This is a genomic window from Acinetobacter sp. YH16032 (genome assembly GCF_013417345.1).
In the GTDB taxonomy this organism is placed as follows: Bacteria; Pseudomonadota; Gammaproteobacteria; order Pseudomonadales; family Moraxellaceae; genus Acinetobacter.
Genome location: NZ_VPEE01000022.1, coordinates 1 through 18,882 on the forward strand (window position 1 = coordinate 1; position 18,882 = coordinate 18,882).

The following is an 18,882-nucleotide window of genomic DNA, read 5'->3' on the forward strand; positions in this document are numbered from 1 at the left end:
GGGAGATAAACTCAGTGCACGGAGTTTTCAAAGCCAGGTGAATGAGATTCATGCACGTGTGGCAGTATTAAATAAATTTATGGAATTAGGCCGAGCTCATACCCAAGTTGTCACTTAAATTTAAACAGCTTAGGAAAGCTCTATCTTTAAAATCTTTATGCAACAGAGCCTTGTTATAGTAAAGAAAGAGGTTTTATCTAAAATGATATTTTCTTTCAAAAAGGTAGCCGTTTAGTGATTGCTGTTAGCAGCTGCAATGGTGATCAGGAAAAGTACGAAACAGTGTATTACAGAATTAAAAATAATACAGTGGTTAAAGTCGGCGTTACAGAATTCAGCCCAATCGCTCATTAATCCTTTACGCTTTTCAAGATAAGTACCACGTAAGTATGCTATTTCAACTTCATCTGGCAGTTTGTGAGCAAGTACATGCTTACAGACTTTTCTAGGATATTCAGTTTTATCGGCAGACCAGTCACGGAATGTGGATCAAAATCCATGTGTAGTGATTACTCGATTCTATTTAGGTAAGCCATCTTCTTTAGGCTTCTGCCGATGCATACGTTTGATTAATGTGGTTAATGACATATCTGATTGCATTCCATGGCAATTCACGATTTTTAATGTGCAATCAGCAAATCATTAAATAAAAATAAAGTTTGATGATGAAACTCCAAACAAAGAGTTAATTGAAATTTTTTGTAGTAAAAATAGTAGTAAAAAATTAAATATAAAATATTTTATATTTATTTATCAGTAATATATGTGTTTAATTTGACTGCCACCGCTTCCGCCAAATTTTTAAAAAGCCACTAATCATTAGTGGCTTTTTTTATTTTCTTCATATTCGTGCGATATTAAGACTGATATTTACTGTTTGATTTAATTTTTTGAGCATGGCATAAAAAAACCACCCTAAGGTGGTTTCTCTACAGCGTTTAAGCCACTTTTTCTGGAAGATCGAACCAAATCACACGAGCATCTTCTGATGCTTCAATCTGCGCTGGATCAATAAATGCAATAGCATCTCCAGCATTCACAGTGTGTTCAGCGACTTGAATTGAACCACTAATTACATGTAGATAGCTGACATGTTGTGTTGCAACAACTTCAAGTGAATGACCTTTCTCCAAAACAGCTGTTTTAACCTCCGCATTTTGGCGAATATGCATGGGTGCTTGTTCTGTCGGTCCACAAATCAGATGCCATTGGTTCGGTTGTTCAGCAGGATCGAGTTGAATTTGTTGGTAATTCGGCTCTGCATTGCGCTGATTTGGAATAATCCAGATTTGCAGTAAATGAACTGTTTCATCACCTTGGTTGATTTCACTGTGTTGAATGCCTGTACCAGCACTCATCAGTTGCCATTCACCAGCTTTGATATCACCGTGGTTACCCATACTATCTTTATGTGTAATCGCTCCCTGTAATACACAGGTGAGAATTTCCATATTGTCGTGTGGATGTGTACCGAAACCTTGATGACCAGCAATGAGGTCATCATTAATGACACGGAGAGCACTGATGCCCATGTGGTTAGGGTCATACCAGCTCCCAAATGAGAAGCTGTGTTTGGATTCTAACCAACCCATTTTTACATGACCACGTGATTCACTGCGATGTAAATAAGCATTCATGATGATGCTCCTTTCATTATTCTTAAAGATGATGTTATTTTAATAGTTTAAAATGAATAAGATAGTAGGTTAGGACAACGTATCGTGCTAATTTTGAAACATAAAAAGGATAAAAAAGCCTGCTTGAAGCAGGCTTTTTAAAATTAGATTATTCTAAGAATTTTACTGTAACGCCAGAACGAACTTTGTTACCCAGATCATTCGCATCCCAGTTGGTTAAGCGGATACAACCGTGTGAAGCTGTCTTTGAAATGCTTGATGGATTAGGTGTACCGTGAATACCGAACGATTTTTTGCTTAAACCGATCCAGATATTACCTACAGGACCATTAGGACCAGGTGGTAATGAAAGTGGCTTCAAATTTTTACCTTGTACAAAGTTACTTGGTGAATAGCTATACCAAGGATTTTTCGCTACACCAGTAATTTTGTATGTTCCAGTCGGCGAAGGAGTGTCAGCACTACCGATGGTTGCTGGGAATGAGCCAACCATTTGGTTCTGTTGGTTAAACAAATAAAGTTGTTTAGCGCCTTTATGTGCCACGATTAAATGAATATTTTCTGGAAGTTCATTGCGAATGTTGGTCACAATAAGCTTTTCACCCGCTTTCTTAAATGTCGCTTTAGGATTTAGTTTCTTGAGAAACTCTTCATCCATATGGAATTTTTCAGCCAGCATTTCACTTACACGAGTGTAATAAAGACCTTTCATTTTCGCTTGTAAAGCATAGTCATGAGGAATTGAGGCTGCATAAGGACCTTTTAGGTCTGCTTCGGTAATCGTATATTCAACATAAGCAGGTTTACCAGCTTGGCGTGCAACTAGAGCATCCCAAGTTTCTTTCGTCAAAACACCTGTAGCCTTTAAACCATTCATTTGCTGGAATGAAGCAATTGCTTTAAGTGTATTTTTTCCACTTGTACCGTCAATAGCACCTGGCGAAGCATGTGAATTATTTAACATTACATGTGCACGGGCATATACAGGGAATTGACCTTTGCCAATATTTTCATACCATTCAGCATTATTCAGACTGTCTAGCGTCCATGAATTTGCTGTAGCAGGTGCTGATGTAGATGAAGCTGGATTTGTCACTGCTGAAGATGCAGGTGCACTGCCAATGTCCGCAGTGCTATCCTCAGTTCTTTCCAGGTTTTGAAGCGTATCTGCAGCTTGATTTAGATCATTTTGCTCTTGCTGGCTAATTTGGGCTTCAGAGCTAGATTCTACCGCGAGAGGATCAATTGGATCTTGAATAGTATCTAAACTCGTTTTTGTAATTGGAGAAAGCGGTTGTTCAGCAGTACCAGAAGCAGCCAATGCAGTTCCAGACATAATACAACTTAAACTCAAAGCAAGAATTGAGCGAACGAACATGTAATTCAACCTTAAGAATTATTCATATTGATTTATAAAAACACGGATAAAGTATTGCAGAAAAAACACGGATATGCAGTATTTGTTTTGTTTAAATCAAATAAATTCCGATAGTCTCAATCTTTATTTTCATTCTAACTAAATACTTTAAAGTGCAGCTTTTTGGTATGATGAATGGAATTTCAATTTTGCATCGAGAAAGTAAATGACGACCTTAAAAAATGATCGTTTTCTGCGTGCCTTATTACGTGAACCTGTGGACTGCACGCCAGTTTGGATGATGCGTCAGGCTGGTCGATATTTACCTGAATATCGTGCGACACGCGCAACTGCGGGTGATTTTCTTTCTTTGTGCAAAAATAATGACTTTGCTTGTGAAGTGACTTTACAGCCGCTTCGTCGCTATGACTTAGATGCAGCCATACTATTTTCAGATATTTTGACTGTTCCTGATGCTTTGGGCTTAGGACTATATTTTGAAGCAGGGGAAGGACCAAAATTTAAGAAAACAGTCCGTACTGAGCAGGATGTAGCCCAATTACCAAAAATTGATGCTAAATCGGACTTAGACTATGTCATGAATGCAGTGTCGACAATCCGATCAGCATTAGGTGGCCAGGTACCGCTAATCGGGTTTTCTGGGAGTCCATGGACACTCGCGACGTATATGATCGAGGGTGGGTCGAGTAAAGATTTCCGTTACACCAAGCAAATGATGTATGCACAACCTGAAGTTTTACATGCCTTGTTAGATCATTTGGCTGATTCAGTCATAGATTATTTGAACGCACAGATTGAGGCAGGTGCGCAGGCGATTCAAATTTTTGACAGTTGGGGTGGTGCACTTGCACATCGAGAATATCAAGAATTTTCCCTCAATTATATGCACAAAATCGTGAAGGGTTTAAATCGTGAAAATGAAGGCCGCAAAGTACCAGTAATTTTATTTACCAAAGGTGGTGGTCAATGGTTAGAACCTATGATCGCAACTGGCGCAGATGCGTTTGGACTAGATTGGACAACCCCTTTAAATGTTGCACGTCAAACTGTTGCTGGTCGCGCTGCCCTACAAGGTAATTTAGACCCTGCAACATTATATGGCTCTCCTGCGAGTATCGAAAAGTCAGTAAAATTAATGCTCGATGATGCATATGCTGCTGGTGAAAAAACGGGTTATGTTGCAAACCTTGGACACGGTATCACCCAATGGGTAGATCCTGCGAATCCTAAAGTTTTCATTGATACGGTACATGAGTACAGCGCAAAATATTTAGGCTAAACATTTAGGATGAATGTGTGAGCTTTTTAAAATCATTATTTGAGTTTCATTATAAGGCAGCATCCGCTGCCTTATTTGGTATTTTATTACTGCTAGCCTTTGCTTTGACGGCTTCGATAGGGCATCAAGAATATTATGGATTGTACCGATACGACTACCTCTTGATTTATGCAGTGGTTATTCAGGTCTGTTTACTGCTTTTAAAGTTAGAGTCTTGGGCTGAAGCCAAAGTTATTGCAATATTTCATATGTTGGCAATGGTCATGGAGATTTTCCTGACACATCCACAGATTGCATCATGGCAATATCCGCAACCTGCGGTATTTAAGATTATGACCGTACCACTTTTTGCGGGATTTATGTATTCTGCCGTAGGCAGTTTTTTTGCTCGTTCACTCAGGCTCTATCGCGTAGAAATTGAGAACTTACCTAGTTTTTTCAATATGATGAGTTTAGCGATCTTGTCCTATTTAAACTTTATGACGAAGTTCTTTATCCCAGATATACGATACTTATTGTTTGCATGGAGCGTGTTGATATTTTGGAAAACTAAAATAACGTTCAAGCTTAAATATCATGAGATGACCTTGCCAATGCTTCCTGTGCTTTTGTTGTTGGCATTTATTATTTGGATTGCTGAAAATATCAGTACTTTTTATCAAATTTGGTTGTATCCAACGCAAGTGGAACAGTGGCATATGGTGGGATGGGGGAAACTTGGTTCTTGGTATCTCCTACTAATGCTGAGTTTAGTATTGGTGTTAAAAATCTTAGGTGAACGGAATTCACAGGGTTTGTGGCGATTGAAGGGCGAATAAGTTAATTCATCAAAAAAACTCAATACTTGATGGCATTGGTAAGATTTGTTTTGCGTTCTTGGCTTGATATCGCTATGTTAAAGAAGTTCGTAAAAGAACAAAATTGGAACAATAAAGAACACTTGAGCACATCAAGTTTGGAGTGATGTTATGTATAAAAAATTAGCTTTAGCTGCGGTATTGGCAGTAGGATCAACAGCTGCATTTGCTGACCGTGATGTTGGTTGTGGTATCGGTTCACAAGTTTGGGCAGGTCAGTCTGGTAAAGTTGCAAAAATCTTAGCAGGTACGACCAACGGTTTATTTGCTAACCAATTATTCGGTATTACTTTCGGGACGTTAGGCTGTAGTGGTACAGGTACAGTAACAGCACAAGCAGTAACATTTACAAATGAAAATGCCGAAGCTCTTGCACGTGATATGGCGGTAGGTGAGGGGGAAAGTCTTAACGTCCTTGCAGAGCTTCTGAATATTAAATCTGAAGATAAAGCACGTTTCTTTGCAGTATCAAAAGAAAATTTCTCTGAAATTTATTCAGCGGACAATCAAGATGCATTCCAAGTCCTTGCATCTCTTCAAACTGTTATGTCTCAAGACGAAGTATTAAAAGCTTACGTTTAATTGCGAAAACCCTGTCTTATGGCAGGGTTTTTTTGTTTCATCATTATTAAGTTCATTTTATGAAATTTGCTTTTTTTTCTGCCTTGATTGTCAGTAGCTTTCTGACACATGCATATACTTCTCCAGTTGAACAATATATTGCACAAGCACAACACCATCAGCTTGATAAAAATAAAACTTGGCAAAGATTAATGTATGCACATCAAGCGAAGAGTGAAGTTAGCTATTCAGGATTTTTTTTTAGTGCAAATGGTGCAGATAATTTACAAGATGAGCTGAATGCAAATATTCGTGAATTATTTATAGATCGAGGACAAGATCAATCCATTATATGTCGTTTCCCAGCTCGCTCTGCATGGTTAATAGAACAACTGAAAATAAAACAAGAGGAGCTTCCTAAAGCAGATTGTCCTGCTCTAGAGGAATGGATTGGACAGATTAAACCGTATCAAGCAACATTGATTTATGCGACAGATTTCATGGGAAATCCAAGTTCGATGTTTGGTCATACCTTGCTACGTCTTGATCCTAAAGATCAAAAAGAGCTTAATCTTATTTCTTATGCAGTCAACTACGCTGCGACGGTCGAAAATAGTGATAGTTTTTCTTTTGCTTGGAAAGGCTTAACGGGTCAATATCCAGGTGAATATTCGTTAATGCCCTACTATCGAAAAGTAAAAGAGTATGGTGATTTCGAAAGCCGTGATTTGTGGGAATACGAATTAGCATTAAACCCAGAAGAAACCACACGTTTAGTACAACATATCTGGGAGTTAAAGCATGTCCAATTTCCCTATTATTTTATAAGTGATAATTGTGCCTACCGCTTATTGGGACTCATTGATTTGGTAAAACCCGATGCCAATCTACAAGCACAGTTTAGTCATATTGCAATTCCAGTCGAAACCATCAAAGCGGTGCAGCAGCAAGGCCTCATTAGAGATACTGTTTATCGCCCAGCACTTGAAACGCAGTTACTTCATCAAGCAAAACAACATGGTAATGACTTAGCACATTCGGCACATCAATTAACGCTGGTGCAACCAGCACAAATGCGTGAATTTTTAGCTCAATTTACGGCCAAGGATCAGGCGCGTATTCTTGAGATGGCATATGATCATTTGTATCTACAGCTCATTTCTCAAAAAATCGAAGCGAGTATTGCGCAACCTAAAATACGACAAATTTTGAGTTTAAGAAGCCAACTCCCTGTTGAAAAACAACGTACTGAAGTGGCAAGACCACGAATTGACCCTGTGGATGGGCATCATGCTCGAAAAACATCGATTGAATTTGGACGAGTGCAAGACGATACGTTTGTGCAGATCAACCATCGACAAGCCTATCACGATTTATCTGATCTTCAGGGGGGATACCGACTTGGAACGCAGTTGAAATTTCTTGAGGGGAGTCTTGAGTTTCGGAATGATCAACTCAAGTTGGCTGATTTGGATCTTTTAGAAGTGAATTCTTATAATCCAATTACACCTTTTAAGACGCCGTTGAGTTGGGGATTTGGATTCGGTTGGAAACAACTCTCAATTGATGATTCTGGAAATTTCAGTGATAGCGAGCAACATGGTGTTTTGAATCTATCAACACAGTTTGGATATAGTTGGGCAGATGCAGATCGTGAACACCTGTGTTATGCGCAGATGCAGAATCATATTCAAGCTGGAAAAATTTTAGAAAAGGGCTGGAGATTGGGGCTAGGGCCAACTGTAGGTTGTCAAAACTTATGGTCAGATCGAGTGAATAGCTTAGTGCAAATTGAAATCCCTTTTTGGGAAGATCAGCAGGCTTGGCAGCTCGGACTACGATCCTCAGTTCAGTATGCACTTAACTCGCAAAGTGCTATCTCTATTCACTGGAATTATCAATTACAAGAACAGCATGATTGGCATCAAACTAGTTTAGGATTTACACGCTATTGGTAAATACACAGTACTAGGAAGTACTGTGTTGAAAGGTGAGGCTTGTTTTTAAACGATTACATTCACATAGTACTTTTTCACTTTCTCAACGACTTCGAATGTTCCAATGAATCCTGGTGGTATTACACCTGCTTGACCTGCCGAAACTTCGATAAAGTGATTTTTACTTTGAGTGTGGATGCGAACTTTTCCTTCTATAATTTGAAAGAATTCTTGTTTATTGTCGGCAAATTGAATATTCCAAGCACCAACTTCACATTCCCAAATCCCACATTCCATATGCTCGTGTTCATAAAGACTGTAGGTGTGACGTTCGGGATTGCCTTGGACGAGACGATCAGGACGCGGGAAGTCGACTGATTTTTCTGCGTGTTGTTGACCTTGACCTGCAACATGAAGAGATGTCATATATTCACCTTAAGAAATTGAGCCTTGGAATACGGTCTAAAAAAAACCTCAACAGGGTTGAGGTTTTTATGAATTAATAACTTTCTGGAACAGCGCTCAGAAACTCGCGACGTTCATCTTTGTTAGTTTTAAAGTCCCCAACAAATGATACTGTACGAGTAGTTGACTCTTGTTTGCCTACACCACGCATCATCATACACATATGTGCTGAATCAATGACAACAGCTACGCCTCTAGCACCAGTCACTTGAGCCACAGCTTCAGCAATCTGTTGAGTTAGATTTTCTTGAATCTGTAGACGACGGGCAAACATTTCAGTAATACGTGCAAATTTAGATAAACCTAAAACTTGACCTTCTGGTAAGTAGGCAATATGCACACGTCCATAGAACGGCAGTAAATGATGTTCACAAAGCGAATAGAATTCGATGTTCTTGACCAAAACCATTTCACGGTTGTCTGAAGGGAAGACCGCATTGTTGGTCACTTCTTCAAGCGTTTGGCTATAACCTGACGTCAAATACGAAAAAGCTTTAGCAGCACGCATTGGTGTATCTTTAAGACCAGGACGAGTAAGATCTTCGCCAACGGCAGTTAAAATGTTGGCGTAGGATTGCTGCATAGACATAAGACGTGTTCACTTACACAGATGTTGAACAAGGACGGCATTGTATCAGAAAACGATTACAATGCCGTATATTCAGAAAAAATTCCGATTATTGAGTAAATTTTGGATTCTTTTCTGCACGTTTAAGCAGAACTAAGACCGCGCCAGTGCCACCTTGTTTTTCAGGCGCACTGACAAAAGCCAAAACATCACGATGTTGTCTGAGCCAACTATTAACATAGGTTTTTAAAACAGCTTCAGGGCCTTTACCATGAACAATTTTAATGACGTTTTGATTTTGCTCTTTCGCCATCTGAATAATTTGCAATACAGCTGAACGTGCTTCTTCTACGGTACAGCCATGCAAATCAACTGCTTCAAACCAACGTAAATTTCCAGCTTTCAGATCTTCAAATACTTTATGTTGTAAGGTCGCAATTCGATAACTCAGACTAGCCTGACTGCCAACTGGATTGAGCATGGCTTGAGTATCAGACATCACAGTTTCATCAGTATGCATTGGACCTTCAGCAGCAGCACGTTTTGCTAAGGTTTGAGAATCTAATTTCTTTTTGGCTGGTTTCTCAATTTTTGCAATATTGCCATGATCAATTTTTTGAACACCTTGCATTTGCTGACGAAAGAGTTCTAAATCTTCCTCATGCTCTTGTTCAACCGTCTTTTCAATAGGTTTAGGAGCTTCAACACGAGGAGCAGGATTACTGATTTGTTTCTTAAACTGTTTCAGTAAATTAAATTGATCTTTTGATAAAGAAGAATCATGTTTACTCATAACGTGCTTGTGACTTTAAAGTGGAAGATGAATGAATGTGATTATAATCCGAAAATCCCTCAACTTTGTAGTGAGAAGTATTTAAGTTGATTTTAAGGTGTTGGATGAATTGGAGATAACTTAAGGGATAAAGCAAAAAAAAGAGATTGATTATTAATCTAATTTATTTTGAATTTGTTCTAGCTATTGTTGTTGGCATTAATGGAGGCAAGAATGGATTCGGAAATCCATTCTTATGAGATTGAATTATTTTTAGTCGAACAATTTACCGCAGAATATTAGAGTCAAATATTCTGAGGTTCGCCAAACAATGCGGTAAAGGCATGATCAGGACGAGGCTGTTTCATAAAACTTTCACCCACAAGGAAAGTGTGAATGTCATTTTCTTGCATCATGGTGACATCCGCTGAGGTTGCAATGCCGCTTTCCGTCACTAATAAACGAGATGGTGCAAGTTGTTTTTTTAGACGAATTGATGTGTTCAAATCAACATCAAAAGTTTTTAAATTACGATTATTAACGCCTAATAAACAACGATCTGATAATTTGAGAGCACGTTCTAGTTCATATTCATCATGCACTTCAACCAGTACATCTAAATGATGTTCAAATGCAGTTTTCGACATTTCCTCAAGTTGTTGATCTGAAAGACATGCAACAATGAGAAGGATACAGTCTGCATGCAATGCACGAGCTTCAATCACACCATAAGGATCGATTAAGAAATCTTTTCTTAGTGCAGGCAAATCACAGTGAGAGCGAGCAATATGAATGTTCTCATCGGCACCTTGGAAGAAATCAATATCTGTAAGTACTGATAAACAAGCTGCACCCGCTGATTGATACTGTTCAGCTATTTCAGCAGGATTGAAGTTTTCTCGAATAATGCCTTTAGAAGGAGATGCTTTTTTGATTTCAGCAATGACAGCAGGACGTTTGTGTTGTAGTGCTTGAGCAAAACCGCGAACAGGGCTAGTGGCTTGAGCGAGTTCTTCGACGTCCTTATAACTACGTTGTTTTAATCGTGCAGCAAACTCTTCTTGTTTACGGTCAACAATTTTGCCAAGAATAGTATTCGCGATATCTAACATAAGAATGTCCTGACTTAATTAAGCTTCATAATGTTTTATTGTTTTTGTGAATTCAGAAAGCACATCCATCTTTTCAAGTGCCTGACCACCATAAATGATGTCATGTGCTAATGCCACACCTTGTTTATAACTCGAAGTTAAACCTGAGACATAAATACCAGCACCAGCATTCAATGCAATCATACTGGCCGCTTTTTCACCTTTCGGTGATTTTTTCTTACCTAGTGCATCTTTGATCAGTGCCAAACTTTCAGCAGAGCTATCAACAGATAAATGCGTCAATGTTTGAGATTCAATCTCTACATCCTCAGGGAGGATTTCCCACTCAGTAATTTCACCATTTTTTAACTCAGCGACATAGGTGGATGAAGCAAGACTGATTTCATCTAGTCCATCTTTAGAGTGAACAACCATGACGTGCTCAGCACCAAGTTGCTTAAGAACTTCAGCAATAGGTCGACATAATTCTGTTGAGAACACGCCAATTACAAAGCGCTTTACACCAGCCGGATTCGTAAGCGGGCCAAGTAAGTTGAAAATGCTTCTGAAGCCCAATTCTTTACGAGGACCTGCTGCATACTTCATTGCTTTATGATGGTTTGGAGCAAAGAGAAAACCCACACCCAAATCGCGGATACAGCGTTCAGTCTGTGCCATATTTAGGTCGAGATTAATACCAGCTTGTTCTAATAGATCTGACGAGCCTGATTTTGATGACACACCTCGGCCACCGTGTTTGGCAATCGTTGCACCTGCAGCTGCAATTACAAAACTTGATGCAGTTGATACATTAAACAGGTTTTGTCCATCACCACCCGTGCCAACGATATCGACTAAGTATGGAAGATCACTGACATCAATCTTGATCGCATATTCACGCATCACACGTGCAGCAGCAGTAATTTCGTCAATACTTTCGCCTTTTAAACGCAAACCCATCATCAATGCACCGATTTGTGCATCAGTCGCTTCACCATCCATAATGGTGCGCATAACAGCTTCCATTTGAGGCTGTGTTAATTCAATATTTTTCGTAATGTTGTTTAATGCTTGTTGAATATTCATGTCTTGCTCTTACGCATAAATTTCTAAGAAGTTTTGGAAAATTTTGTGGCCATGTTGGCTGAGTATCGATTCTGGATGGAACTGAACACCTTCAACGGGAAGGATTTTATGTTTCACACCCATAATTTCTTCCATAGAACCATCTTCTTCATTGGTCCAACACGTCACCTCTAAACATTCAGGTAAAGTCGCTTGATCAATGACTAAAGAGTGATAGCGAGTCGCTGAGAATGGAGAGGGTAGATTGCTAAAGATCCCTTGATCAGTGTGGTACATGTCAGATAAACGCCCGTGCATTACTTTTTTTGCACGAACAATATCTCCACCAAATGCTTGCCCGATACTTTGGTGACCTAAGCACACCCCAAGCAGTGGAATCTTGCCTGAAAAGTGTTGAATCGCTGGGATTGAAATACCTGCCTCAGAGGGAGAGCAGGGACCAGGTCCAATGACGAGATATTTTGGTTGCCATCGCTCAATATCCTCCAAAGTCACGGCATCATTACGGACCACTTTTACTTTCTGATTTAACTCGCCAAAATATTGGACGATGTTGTAGGTAAAAGAGTCATAGTTGTCGATCATCAGAAGCATTTTAAGCTTAACCTCTTGAAATTTATAATTTAACTTAATTTAGCTTTGTTATTCACATTAATAAGATACATCACAGGGTGTTGACTGCATCCTTGTCTAGTAACTCAAAGCGATTAAGTGGCAGTTATCATAGCAGATTCTTTTATCAGCGCAGGTTAAATTTTGGGGTTCAAAACATCAGCAATATTGATCACTTAAATCAAATTAATGTGTGAATGAATGGTTCTAGGTGAATAGCGCTAATAAATGAAATATTGATCTGAATCTAAAAGCTCATACGTGTTATTCATAAGTTTTTTTAATCATTCTGTTTGATGAGTAAGATTTGTTTTAAAAACAAACAAACAAAATGCACTCAGTAAATTTATAATTTATAAGATTTAGTCTCGCGGTCGTTCACTTTTACATCATTTAGCGAAGATATTTAATTTTAATGAACTAATATGATGCACAAAATTTAGATTCATCATGGCTCGATGTGTATTAATAAAGTCATGATTGAGTTGTAATTTTAGTCTTTCAAGTAAAAATTAAATATTAAATTTTTTTATTTATTGATATATAAAACAAGGCATTAAACGCATGTGCCTGAAAATTTGATCCATTTTTCTAATTTATAAAAATTTATAAAATATATCGTTTGGTAAATTAAGTAATTAAATCCCTGAATAAACTTGACTTTAAGTTTAATAATTAAACGATCATGCTCTGAGGTGCACCATTTTGATACAGGTTGTAAATAAATATTTTTTATTGCGATGAACTGTGCCTGAATATGGTGCATTTAGTTTTAAGCACAGTATAATAGTCGCAAAGCAAAGTGAATAAAGCTGTTAATCTGATAAGGATTTCAAGATTTTAGCTTTGCTTTTAAAAGTTGGTACGGTAATTGCTTTAAAACTACCAACTACTAACACGCACTAAATGTGCAACAAAAAATCATCGGAGCAAAATGAGCATGGCGAACAAGGTCCTACAACTCATCCAAGAAAGTGGCGCAAAATGGGTAGACTTCCGTTTTACGGACACTAAGGGTAAAGAACAACATGTTACTTACCCAGCAGATACTATCGATGAAGATACTTTTGAAGATGGTAAAATGTTCGACGGTTCTTCAATTGCTGGTTGGAAAGGTATCGAAGCGTCTGACATGATCTTACGTCCAGATGCTGAAACAGGTTTTATCGACCCGTTTTTTGCAGAGCCAACTGTAGTGGTGACTTGTGATGTTATTGAGCCATCTACTGGTCAAGGTTATGACCGTGACCCACGTTCAATTGCTCGCCGTGCAGAAGAATATTTAAAATCTACTGGTATTGGTGATACTGCTTTCTTTGGTCCAGAACCAGAATTCTTCGTATTTGACGAAGTTAAATGGGACATCGATATGTCTGGTGCTCGCCATACATTAATCGCTGAAGAAGCTGCTTGGTCTACAGGTAATTCTTACGAATCAGGTAACTCAGGCCACCGTCCACGCGTTAAAGGTGGTTACTTCCCAGTGCCTCCAGTTGATTCTCACCACGATATGCGTGCAGAAATGTGTGCGAAAATTGAAGACATCATGGGGCCAGGTCGTGTAGAAGTACATCACCATGAAGTTGCATCTTGCCAATTAGAAATTGGTGTGAGCTTCAACACAATGGTTCGTAAAGCTGATGAAGTACAACAGTTTAAATATGCTGTTTGGAACGTTGCTCATCAATATGCTAAAACTGCAACGTTTATGCCTAAACCAATGGTTGGTGATAACGGTTCTGGTATGCACGTTCATATGTCAATTTCTAAAGACGGCAAGAACTTGTTTGCTGGTGATGAATATGCAGGCCTTTCAGAAATGGCATTGTATTTCATTGGCGGTATCATCAAGCACGCACGCTCATTAAATGCGATTACTAACCCTTCTACAAACTCGTATAAGCGTTTAGTGCCACATTATGAAGCGCCAATTATGCTTGCTTACTCAGCGCGTAACCGTTCAGCTTCTATCCGTATTCCATACGTTTCTAGCCCGAAAGGTAAACGTATTGAAGCACGTTTCCCAGATCCAATGATGAACCCGTACTTAGGTTTTGCTGCATTGTTAATGGCGGGTATCGACGGTATTCAAAACAAGATTCATCCAGGTGAAGCTTCAGACAAGAATTTGTATGATCTACCTCCTGAAGAAGAAGCAAAAATTCCTACAGTTGCACACAGCTTGGATATGGCTTTAGAAGCTCTTCAAGCGGATCACGATTACCTTCTTAAAGGTGGCGTATTCACTAAAGAAATGCTTGATGCTTACATTGAGCTTAAAACTGAAGAAGTTCGTCGTCTTAATACGACAACTCACCCAGTTGAATTTGATATGTACTACAGCCTGTAATTCGTTCACGAATTTCGCTGTAAAAAACCCGCGCAATGCGCGGGTTTTTTTGTGTTTTGAGTTAAAATAAATGTAGTCAAATATGAGAAATATTTCATGGCAAAGCCACGTAAAAAGCACACGGGATTTTTTCCTTGGAATGATCCAAGTGACCACGAAAAAGGATTTAAGCTCAATTTTTCTGAAGTGACCTATTTGGAAGTTGGCAGAACCATGGAAGGCTATAAACAGGCACAATTTCTTGAACTGAGAAATCCTGATTTGGCTTTACAATTTGATTATCCAAATGAATTTTATATCAGTGCCGAAGGTTTTATTTTAGTAAAAACAGCACAAGGTAAATTTGAAGTGATTGCAAAATCAGACAGTGCTTGAATGTGTGTGTCTGCGCCTAAAAAATAAGATTTATTCCTTGTGATCATCCAAGTCATATTTGAGTAAGTTTTCACGCTCATAAGGTGCATCCTCAGCAGGATATCTTAAATTTTCAATATTTTGGCTCTTGGCGATAGACCATATAATACTCTCTCCAGCGGGGATATTAGAGCTGAAATTCTTATATAGTGGATTAGTATAAGCATCTGTTGCATTGATTATTTTCCAACCTTTGCTTTCTAAGGCTAGAATGATCTCGCCTAGAAACTGTCCATTAATCGCATTCGTATGGAGTAACAATACATGTTGAGGAGAGTGTTGAAGGGTTTGCAATGCGAGTGAGTCATAATATTCAGCTCGATCAAGAAGATGATCAATATAAGCAAGCTTCAATCTTTTAATGTGTGACGTTTTTCCTGCTTTTAGATACGCTAGATATTTTTGATTATAAAACCAGTCACTTGCATCAATACTGACACCACCATGCTGGTAATGATTTTGTTTTAACCAGTTTTGGACTTGATCTCTTTTCGCAATATTATTGCCTTCTTTGAGATAGGGATATCTAAAAATTTTCCTATAGTTTTTTAAATCATGAAAAACCAATTCATTAATTTTAATGCTCTTGATGTAGTCTTTCGCCAAAACTTCAGGTTTATTTAAATTTTCATGAAAAGCACTGTGATTGCCGACAATATGTCCGTGTTTATCCCATTGACGTATTAAGTCTTTACCCGCATTGTCACCGATTTTGATGTAACTTGGGAAAATGATCGATTGAATATTTTTGGATTTTAAATGCGCTAGTATTTGTTGATTAATGTGTGGAGCAGTAGGATCGATAGTTGGATTTAATCCATCATCAAAACTCAGTGCTAATTGACGAGCATGAGCTTGGGACAGAAATAACAGTGATATAAATAAGTACAAGCTAAATTTAAGCATGTTTAATGAAGTTTTTTACGAATGAATGTTTATAGCATTTTTTTGGGGGGTGCAGTATGAAATGTGTGAGTGTGATGCCTTAAACTAAACCATAGGTTTGGTGCATTAGTTCTAAAGCTTGGGTACACTTGAGAGTATAAAATAATGGTAGTCTGAAATATGCTTGAAAGCCGTCAATTTAATCATCAGGAAAAATTAATGTGTCCTGAGTTAAAAAAATGGTTGTACGCCTCAGGCTCACTTACCCAACAACTGACAGATTTAGCTGATGGAATATTTAAAGTCCAACGAATCCAAGAGCGATTTCAACGTTTAAACTTTAATGATGCTAGCTGGATGGGTGTATCACATCAGCATACTTCTTGGGTTAGAGAGACTCATTTATTTGGTTCTGATTGCGAACCTTGGGTAAAAGCGAAATCTATTTTTCCAATTACCAGCCTTCAAAAAAAAGCACGTCTCTTTCAACATATTGGAAATCAGCCCATAGGTCGATTCTTGTTCCAACGCACAGAACCGCAATGCCAACGTCGCGTGATCTTACTTGAGGATGGATGGACTAGACAGAGCTGTTATACTTGGCATGGCTGTAAATTTATTGTCCAAGAAACATTTTTACCAGCATTTGAACGTTTTATAAAAACTCATTGAGCTAGACTTTATGGCAACCGCACAAGCAATCACCTGGCGCGAGCGTTTAAGCGCTTATTACTATTTATGTCGTTTCGATAAGCCAATAGGTACTGAGTTAGTCCTGTGGCCCACCTTATGGGCGCTGTGGATTGCAGCTGGTGGAATACCTGATTTAGTGACACTGCTTGCCATCGTATGTGGCACTATATTTATGCGTGCAGCGGGATGTGCCATTAATGATTTTGCTGATCGTAAAGTGGATGCACACGTAGAAAGAACCAAAAATCGTCCATTAGCCACAGGTGTGATTTCGGCAAAAGAAGCAGTTTGGGTGTTTATCGCACTGGTTGCTGCAAGTGCTTGTACATTGTTTTTCCTGCCTATTGAAACTTTTTATTGTGCTTTAATTGGGCTGGTACTTGCTTTCATCTATCCATTTATGAAGCGCTATACGCATTTACCTCAAGTGGTACTGGGGATGGCATTCTCATGGGGTATACCGATGTCATTTACTGCAATGGGTAAGCCTTTGGATTGGACGTGTTGGCTACTTTATTTCGGTAATTTGGCTTGGACTGTGGCTTATGATACTCAATATGCAATTACGGATCGCGAATATGATTTAAAGATTGGGGTTAAGTCGACGGCTATTTTGTTTGGAAAAAATGATATTAAAATTATCAGTTTATTGCAGGCGATGAGTGTTATTTTAATTGGTACTGCACTATGGCTTGAACACATACTTGTCCCTTTTGGATTAATCGCATTAGTGCTCGTGTTAGGTGATTTCATCTATCAATGGACCAAAACACGTGATAAAGATCCGCAATGGTGCTTCTGGGCATTTAGACATAACCGATGGGTAGGGGTGATGATCTTTATGGGGATTTTTATTGCATTAATTTAATCTTAACATTAAATAAAAATAAACTAATTAAGCATCCTAGTCGGATGCTTTTTTTTATGTTTAATTAAAAGTACTCATGGAGAGTGATAATAATGAATGGAAAGAATTATGAAGAGTACAATTAAAAAAACGGTTATCGCAATGTGCTGTACGGCAGCATTACTCTTAACGGCTTGTAATAGTGATGATGATAAAAATATTTTTCAAGAAAAAGTGTTTGTTGCTGAGAAAGCTTATCAAAAAGATAGTCTAGAGCAAGCTTCCAAAATCCAAATTATGACTTATTTAATGCCGAATGTTCTGGGTCAGAAAACTGAGGCTACAGCAATGGTCATGTTTCCTAAAACTGCTCAGCCAGCAGCAGGATGGCCAGTGGTGGTATGGGCACATGGAACAACTGGTGTTGGAGACGAATGTGCACCAAGCAATAATGTACTTAATTCGAATTTTGAAATTTTAGCGAACAGTCTTCTTAAAGAAGGTTATGTCATTGTAGCCCCTGATTATGAAGGTTTGGGGGTTAAAGGGATTCATCCTTATCTTCATCTATCTAGTGCTGCACAATCTGCGATTCATGCAATAAAGTCGGTTCACCAAGCATATCCATCACGATTAAATAAATCTTGGATGTCTGTCGGCCAATCCCAAGGTGGTCATGCATCATTAGGAATTGCACAATATGCTAATAATGATCCGTATTACAAAGGGGCTGTAGCGACTGCTCCAGCATCCAGTTTGGGTTACATTATTACCCAAGTCGCACCAAATGCCATTTCAGCGATAGAAAGTCAAAATAGAGATTTGGCAATCGCTATTTATTCAGAGCTATTAGCTTATGCTGCTTATACAGGCGTAGGGATTAAAGCATATGAACCTAGATTTTCATTAGCAACGATATTCCAATCTAGGTCTCAAGCTGTGGCAGAGAAAGCTGAGGGGTCGACTGGTGAAAATGGCATATGCTTGATGCCATTAATTGATGAGTTTAGAACAGATATTAAGACTTATTTGGAATCAAATTCAACACAAAAAGTAATGGACTATCCTGGGTTAAAGGTTGGCTTTGAACATGATCCAGTGGTGAGTAGTTTTTTAAGTAATAATCAGCCTGGAACTCAAAAACTCATGAAACCGGTTTATGTGGTTCAAGGTGAAAATGACACCGCTGTCCCATATCAAGTAACACAACAATTAGTAAATCAGTTAAATGGATTGGGGACTCAACCTCCAATTGTATTAGATATTGTGGCAGGAGCATCGCATACACAAGCGATTGTTGAGAAAAATGAAGAGGTTGTTGATTTTATTAAATCGTATTTACCGGTGCGCTAAACGTGACTATGTCAGCTAGGGTGTTGCATCCTAGTTGACACTTAAACCTAAAGTTTTTTCTATGACTTTATTCTGTTATATTGCCTCGGACTCAATG

18 protein-coding genes and 2 pseudogenes are annotated in these 18,882 nt (G+C 38.5%); 10 read left to right on the forward strand and 10 right to left on the reverse strand.

Translation table 11 applies throughout. The features are described 5' to 3' along the window. Positions 1-118 (forward strand): annotated as a pseudogene (locus FTV32_RS11280) (IS5/IS1182 family transposase); the annotation flags it as partial. 113 nt (positions 119-231) lie between these two features. On the opposite strand, the pseudogene FTV32_RS17520 reads toward FTV32_RS11280, so the two are convergent. The 3 genes and pseudogenes from FTV32_RS17520 to FTV32_RS11290 all read right to left on the reverse strand — a co-directional run. Beyond that, positions 232-600: pseudogene (locus FTV32_RS17520) on the reverse strand (hypothetical protein); the annotation flags it as partial. 338 nt (positions 601-938) lie between these two features. After that, entirely contained in the window at positions 939-1,637 is a 699-nt protein-coding gene (locus FTV32_RS11285; RefSeq protein WP_180028681.1) for a pirin family protein, read from the reverse strand. A gap of 148 nt (positions 1,638-1,785) precedes the next feature. Continuing rightward, complete coding sequence (locus FTV32_RS11290) at positions 1,786-3,015, reverse strand: L,D-transpeptidase (protein ID WP_180028682.1); 1,230 nt, start codon at positions 3,013-3,015, stop codon at positions 1,786-1,788. A gap of 205 nt (positions 3,016-3,220) precedes the next feature. Between FTV32_RS11290 and hemE the strand changes: the two genes are divergently transcribed. From hemE to FTV32_RS11310, 4 genes are all read left to right on the forward strand, one after another. Next, positions 3,221-4,294 (forward strand): uroporphyrinogen decarboxylase, encoded by a 1,074-nt coding sequence (gene hemE, locus FTV32_RS11295; protein ID WP_180028683.1) that lies wholly within the window; start codon positions 3,221-3,223, stop codon positions 4,292-4,294. Between the two features lie 17 nt (positions 4,295-4,311). Then, positions 4,312-5,112, forward strand: coding sequence for a DUF817 family protein (locus FTV32_RS11300; RefSeq protein WP_180028684.1), 801 nt, complete (start codon positions 4,312-4,314; stop codon positions 5,110-5,112). Between the two features lie 150 nt (positions 5,113-5,262). Then, positions 5,263-5,733, forward strand: coding sequence for a DUF3015 family protein (locus FTV32_RS11305; RefSeq protein WP_035266978.1), 471 nt, complete (start codon positions 5,263-5,265; stop codon positions 5,731-5,733). 59 nt (positions 5,734-5,792) lie between these two features. After that, on the forward strand, positions 5,793-7,670 hold the full coding sequence (locus FTV32_RS11310) for a DUF4105 domain-containing protein (protein WP_180028685.1): 1,878 nt from the start codon (positions 5,793-5,795) through the stop codon (positions 7,668-7,670). Positions 7,671-7,715: 45 nt separating this feature from the next. Here FTV32_RS11310 and FTV32_RS11315 read toward each other — a convergent pair whose 3' ends face one another. The 6 genes from FTV32_RS11315 to FTV32_RS11340 form a co-directional block, all read right to left on the reverse strand. Beyond that, positions 7,716-8,075 carry a cupin domain-containing protein gene (locus FTV32_RS11315; protein ID WP_092765949.1) on the reverse strand — a complete coding sequence of 120 codons (360 nt, stop codon included), beginning with the start codon at positions 8,073-8,075 and terminating at the stop codon, positions 7,716-7,718. A 73-nt stretch (positions 8,076-8,148) separates the two neighbouring features. Further along, the gene (gene folE / locus FTV32_RS11320; RefSeq protein ID WP_171076769.1) at positions 8,149-8,697 is read right to left on the reverse strand and encodes a GTP cyclohydrolase I FolE; all 549 of its coding nucleotides are present in this window, start codon (positions 8,695-8,697) and stop codon (positions 8,149-8,151) included. A gap of 94 nt (positions 8,698-8,791) precedes the next feature. Beyond that, positions 8,792-9,475 carry a Smr/MutS family protein gene (locus FTV32_RS11325; protein WP_180028686.1) on the reverse strand — a complete coding sequence of 228 codons (684 nt, stop codon included), beginning with the start codon at positions 9,473-9,475 and terminating at the stop codon, positions 8,792-8,794. A gap of 284 nt (positions 9,476-9,759) precedes the next feature. Next, a complete protein-coding gene (gene trpC / locus FTV32_RS11330; RefSeq protein WP_180028687.1) occupies positions 9,760-10,566 on the reverse strand; it encodes an indole-3-glycerol phosphate synthase TrpC in 807 nt (268 codons plus the stop codon). An 18-nt stretch (positions 10,567-10,584) separates the two neighbouring features. After that, a complete protein-coding gene (gene trpD / locus FTV32_RS11335) occupies positions 10,585-11,631 on the reverse strand; it encodes an anthranilate phosphoribosyltransferase (RefSeq protein ID WP_035266991.1) in 1,047 nt (348 codons plus the stop codon). A 9-nt stretch (positions 11,632-11,640) separates the two neighbouring features. Then, entirely contained in the window at positions 11,641-12,225 is a 585-nt protein-coding gene (locus FTV32_RS11340) for an aminodeoxychorismate/anthranilate synthase component II (protein ID WP_218947410.1), read from the reverse strand. A 952-nt stretch (positions 12,226-13,177) separates the two neighbouring features. On the opposite strand from FTV32_RS11340, the gene glnA reads away from it, so the two are divergent. Both glnA and FTV32_RS11350 read left to right on the forward strand, forming a co-directional pair. Next, the gene (gene glnA, locus FTV32_RS11345) at positions 13,178-14,593 is read left to right on the forward strand and encodes a type I glutamate--ammonia ligase (RefSeq protein WP_171076768.1); all 1,416 of its coding nucleotides are present in this window, start codon (positions 13,178-13,180) and stop codon (positions 14,591-14,593) included. Between the two features lie 96 nt (positions 14,594-14,689). Further along, on the forward strand, positions 14,690-14,968 hold the full coding sequence (locus FTV32_RS11350) for a hypothetical protein (RefSeq protein ID WP_180028688.1): 279 nt from the start codon (positions 14,690-14,692) through the stop codon (positions 14,966-14,968). A 30-nt stretch (positions 14,969-14,998) separates the two neighbouring features. On the opposite strand, the gene FTV32_RS11355 is transcribed toward FTV32_RS11350, so the two are convergent. Beyond that, positions 14,999-15,913 (reverse strand): polysaccharide deacetylase family protein, encoded by a 915-nt coding sequence (locus FTV32_RS11355; protein ID WP_180028689.1) that lies wholly within the window; start codon positions 15,911-15,913, stop codon positions 14,999-15,001. A 159-nt stretch (positions 15,914-16,072) separates the two neighbouring features. On the opposite strand from FTV32_RS11355, the gene FTV32_RS11360 reads away from it, so the two are divergent. The 3 genes from FTV32_RS11360 (at position 16,073) to FTV32_RS11370 (ending at position 18,785) form a co-directional block, all read left to right on the forward strand. After that, complete coding sequence (locus FTV32_RS11360; protein ID WP_180028690.1) at positions 16,073-16,564, forward strand: chorismate lyase; 492 nt, start codon at positions 16,073-16,075, stop codon at positions 16,562-16,564. A gap of 10 nt (positions 16,565-16,574) precedes the next feature. Beyond that, positions 16,575-17,453, forward strand: coding sequence for a 4-hydroxybenzoate octaprenyltransferase (gene ubiA / locus FTV32_RS11365; protein WP_180028691.1), 879 nt, complete (start codon positions 16,575-16,577; stop codon positions 17,451-17,453). Between the two features lie 108 nt (positions 17,454-17,561). Further along, a complete protein-coding gene (locus tag FTV32_RS11370; protein WP_180028692.1) occupies positions 17,562-18,785 on the forward strand; it encodes a S9 family peptidase in 1,224 nt (407 codons plus the stop codon). The last annotated feature ends 97 nt before the right edge of the window (positions 18,786-18,882 follow it).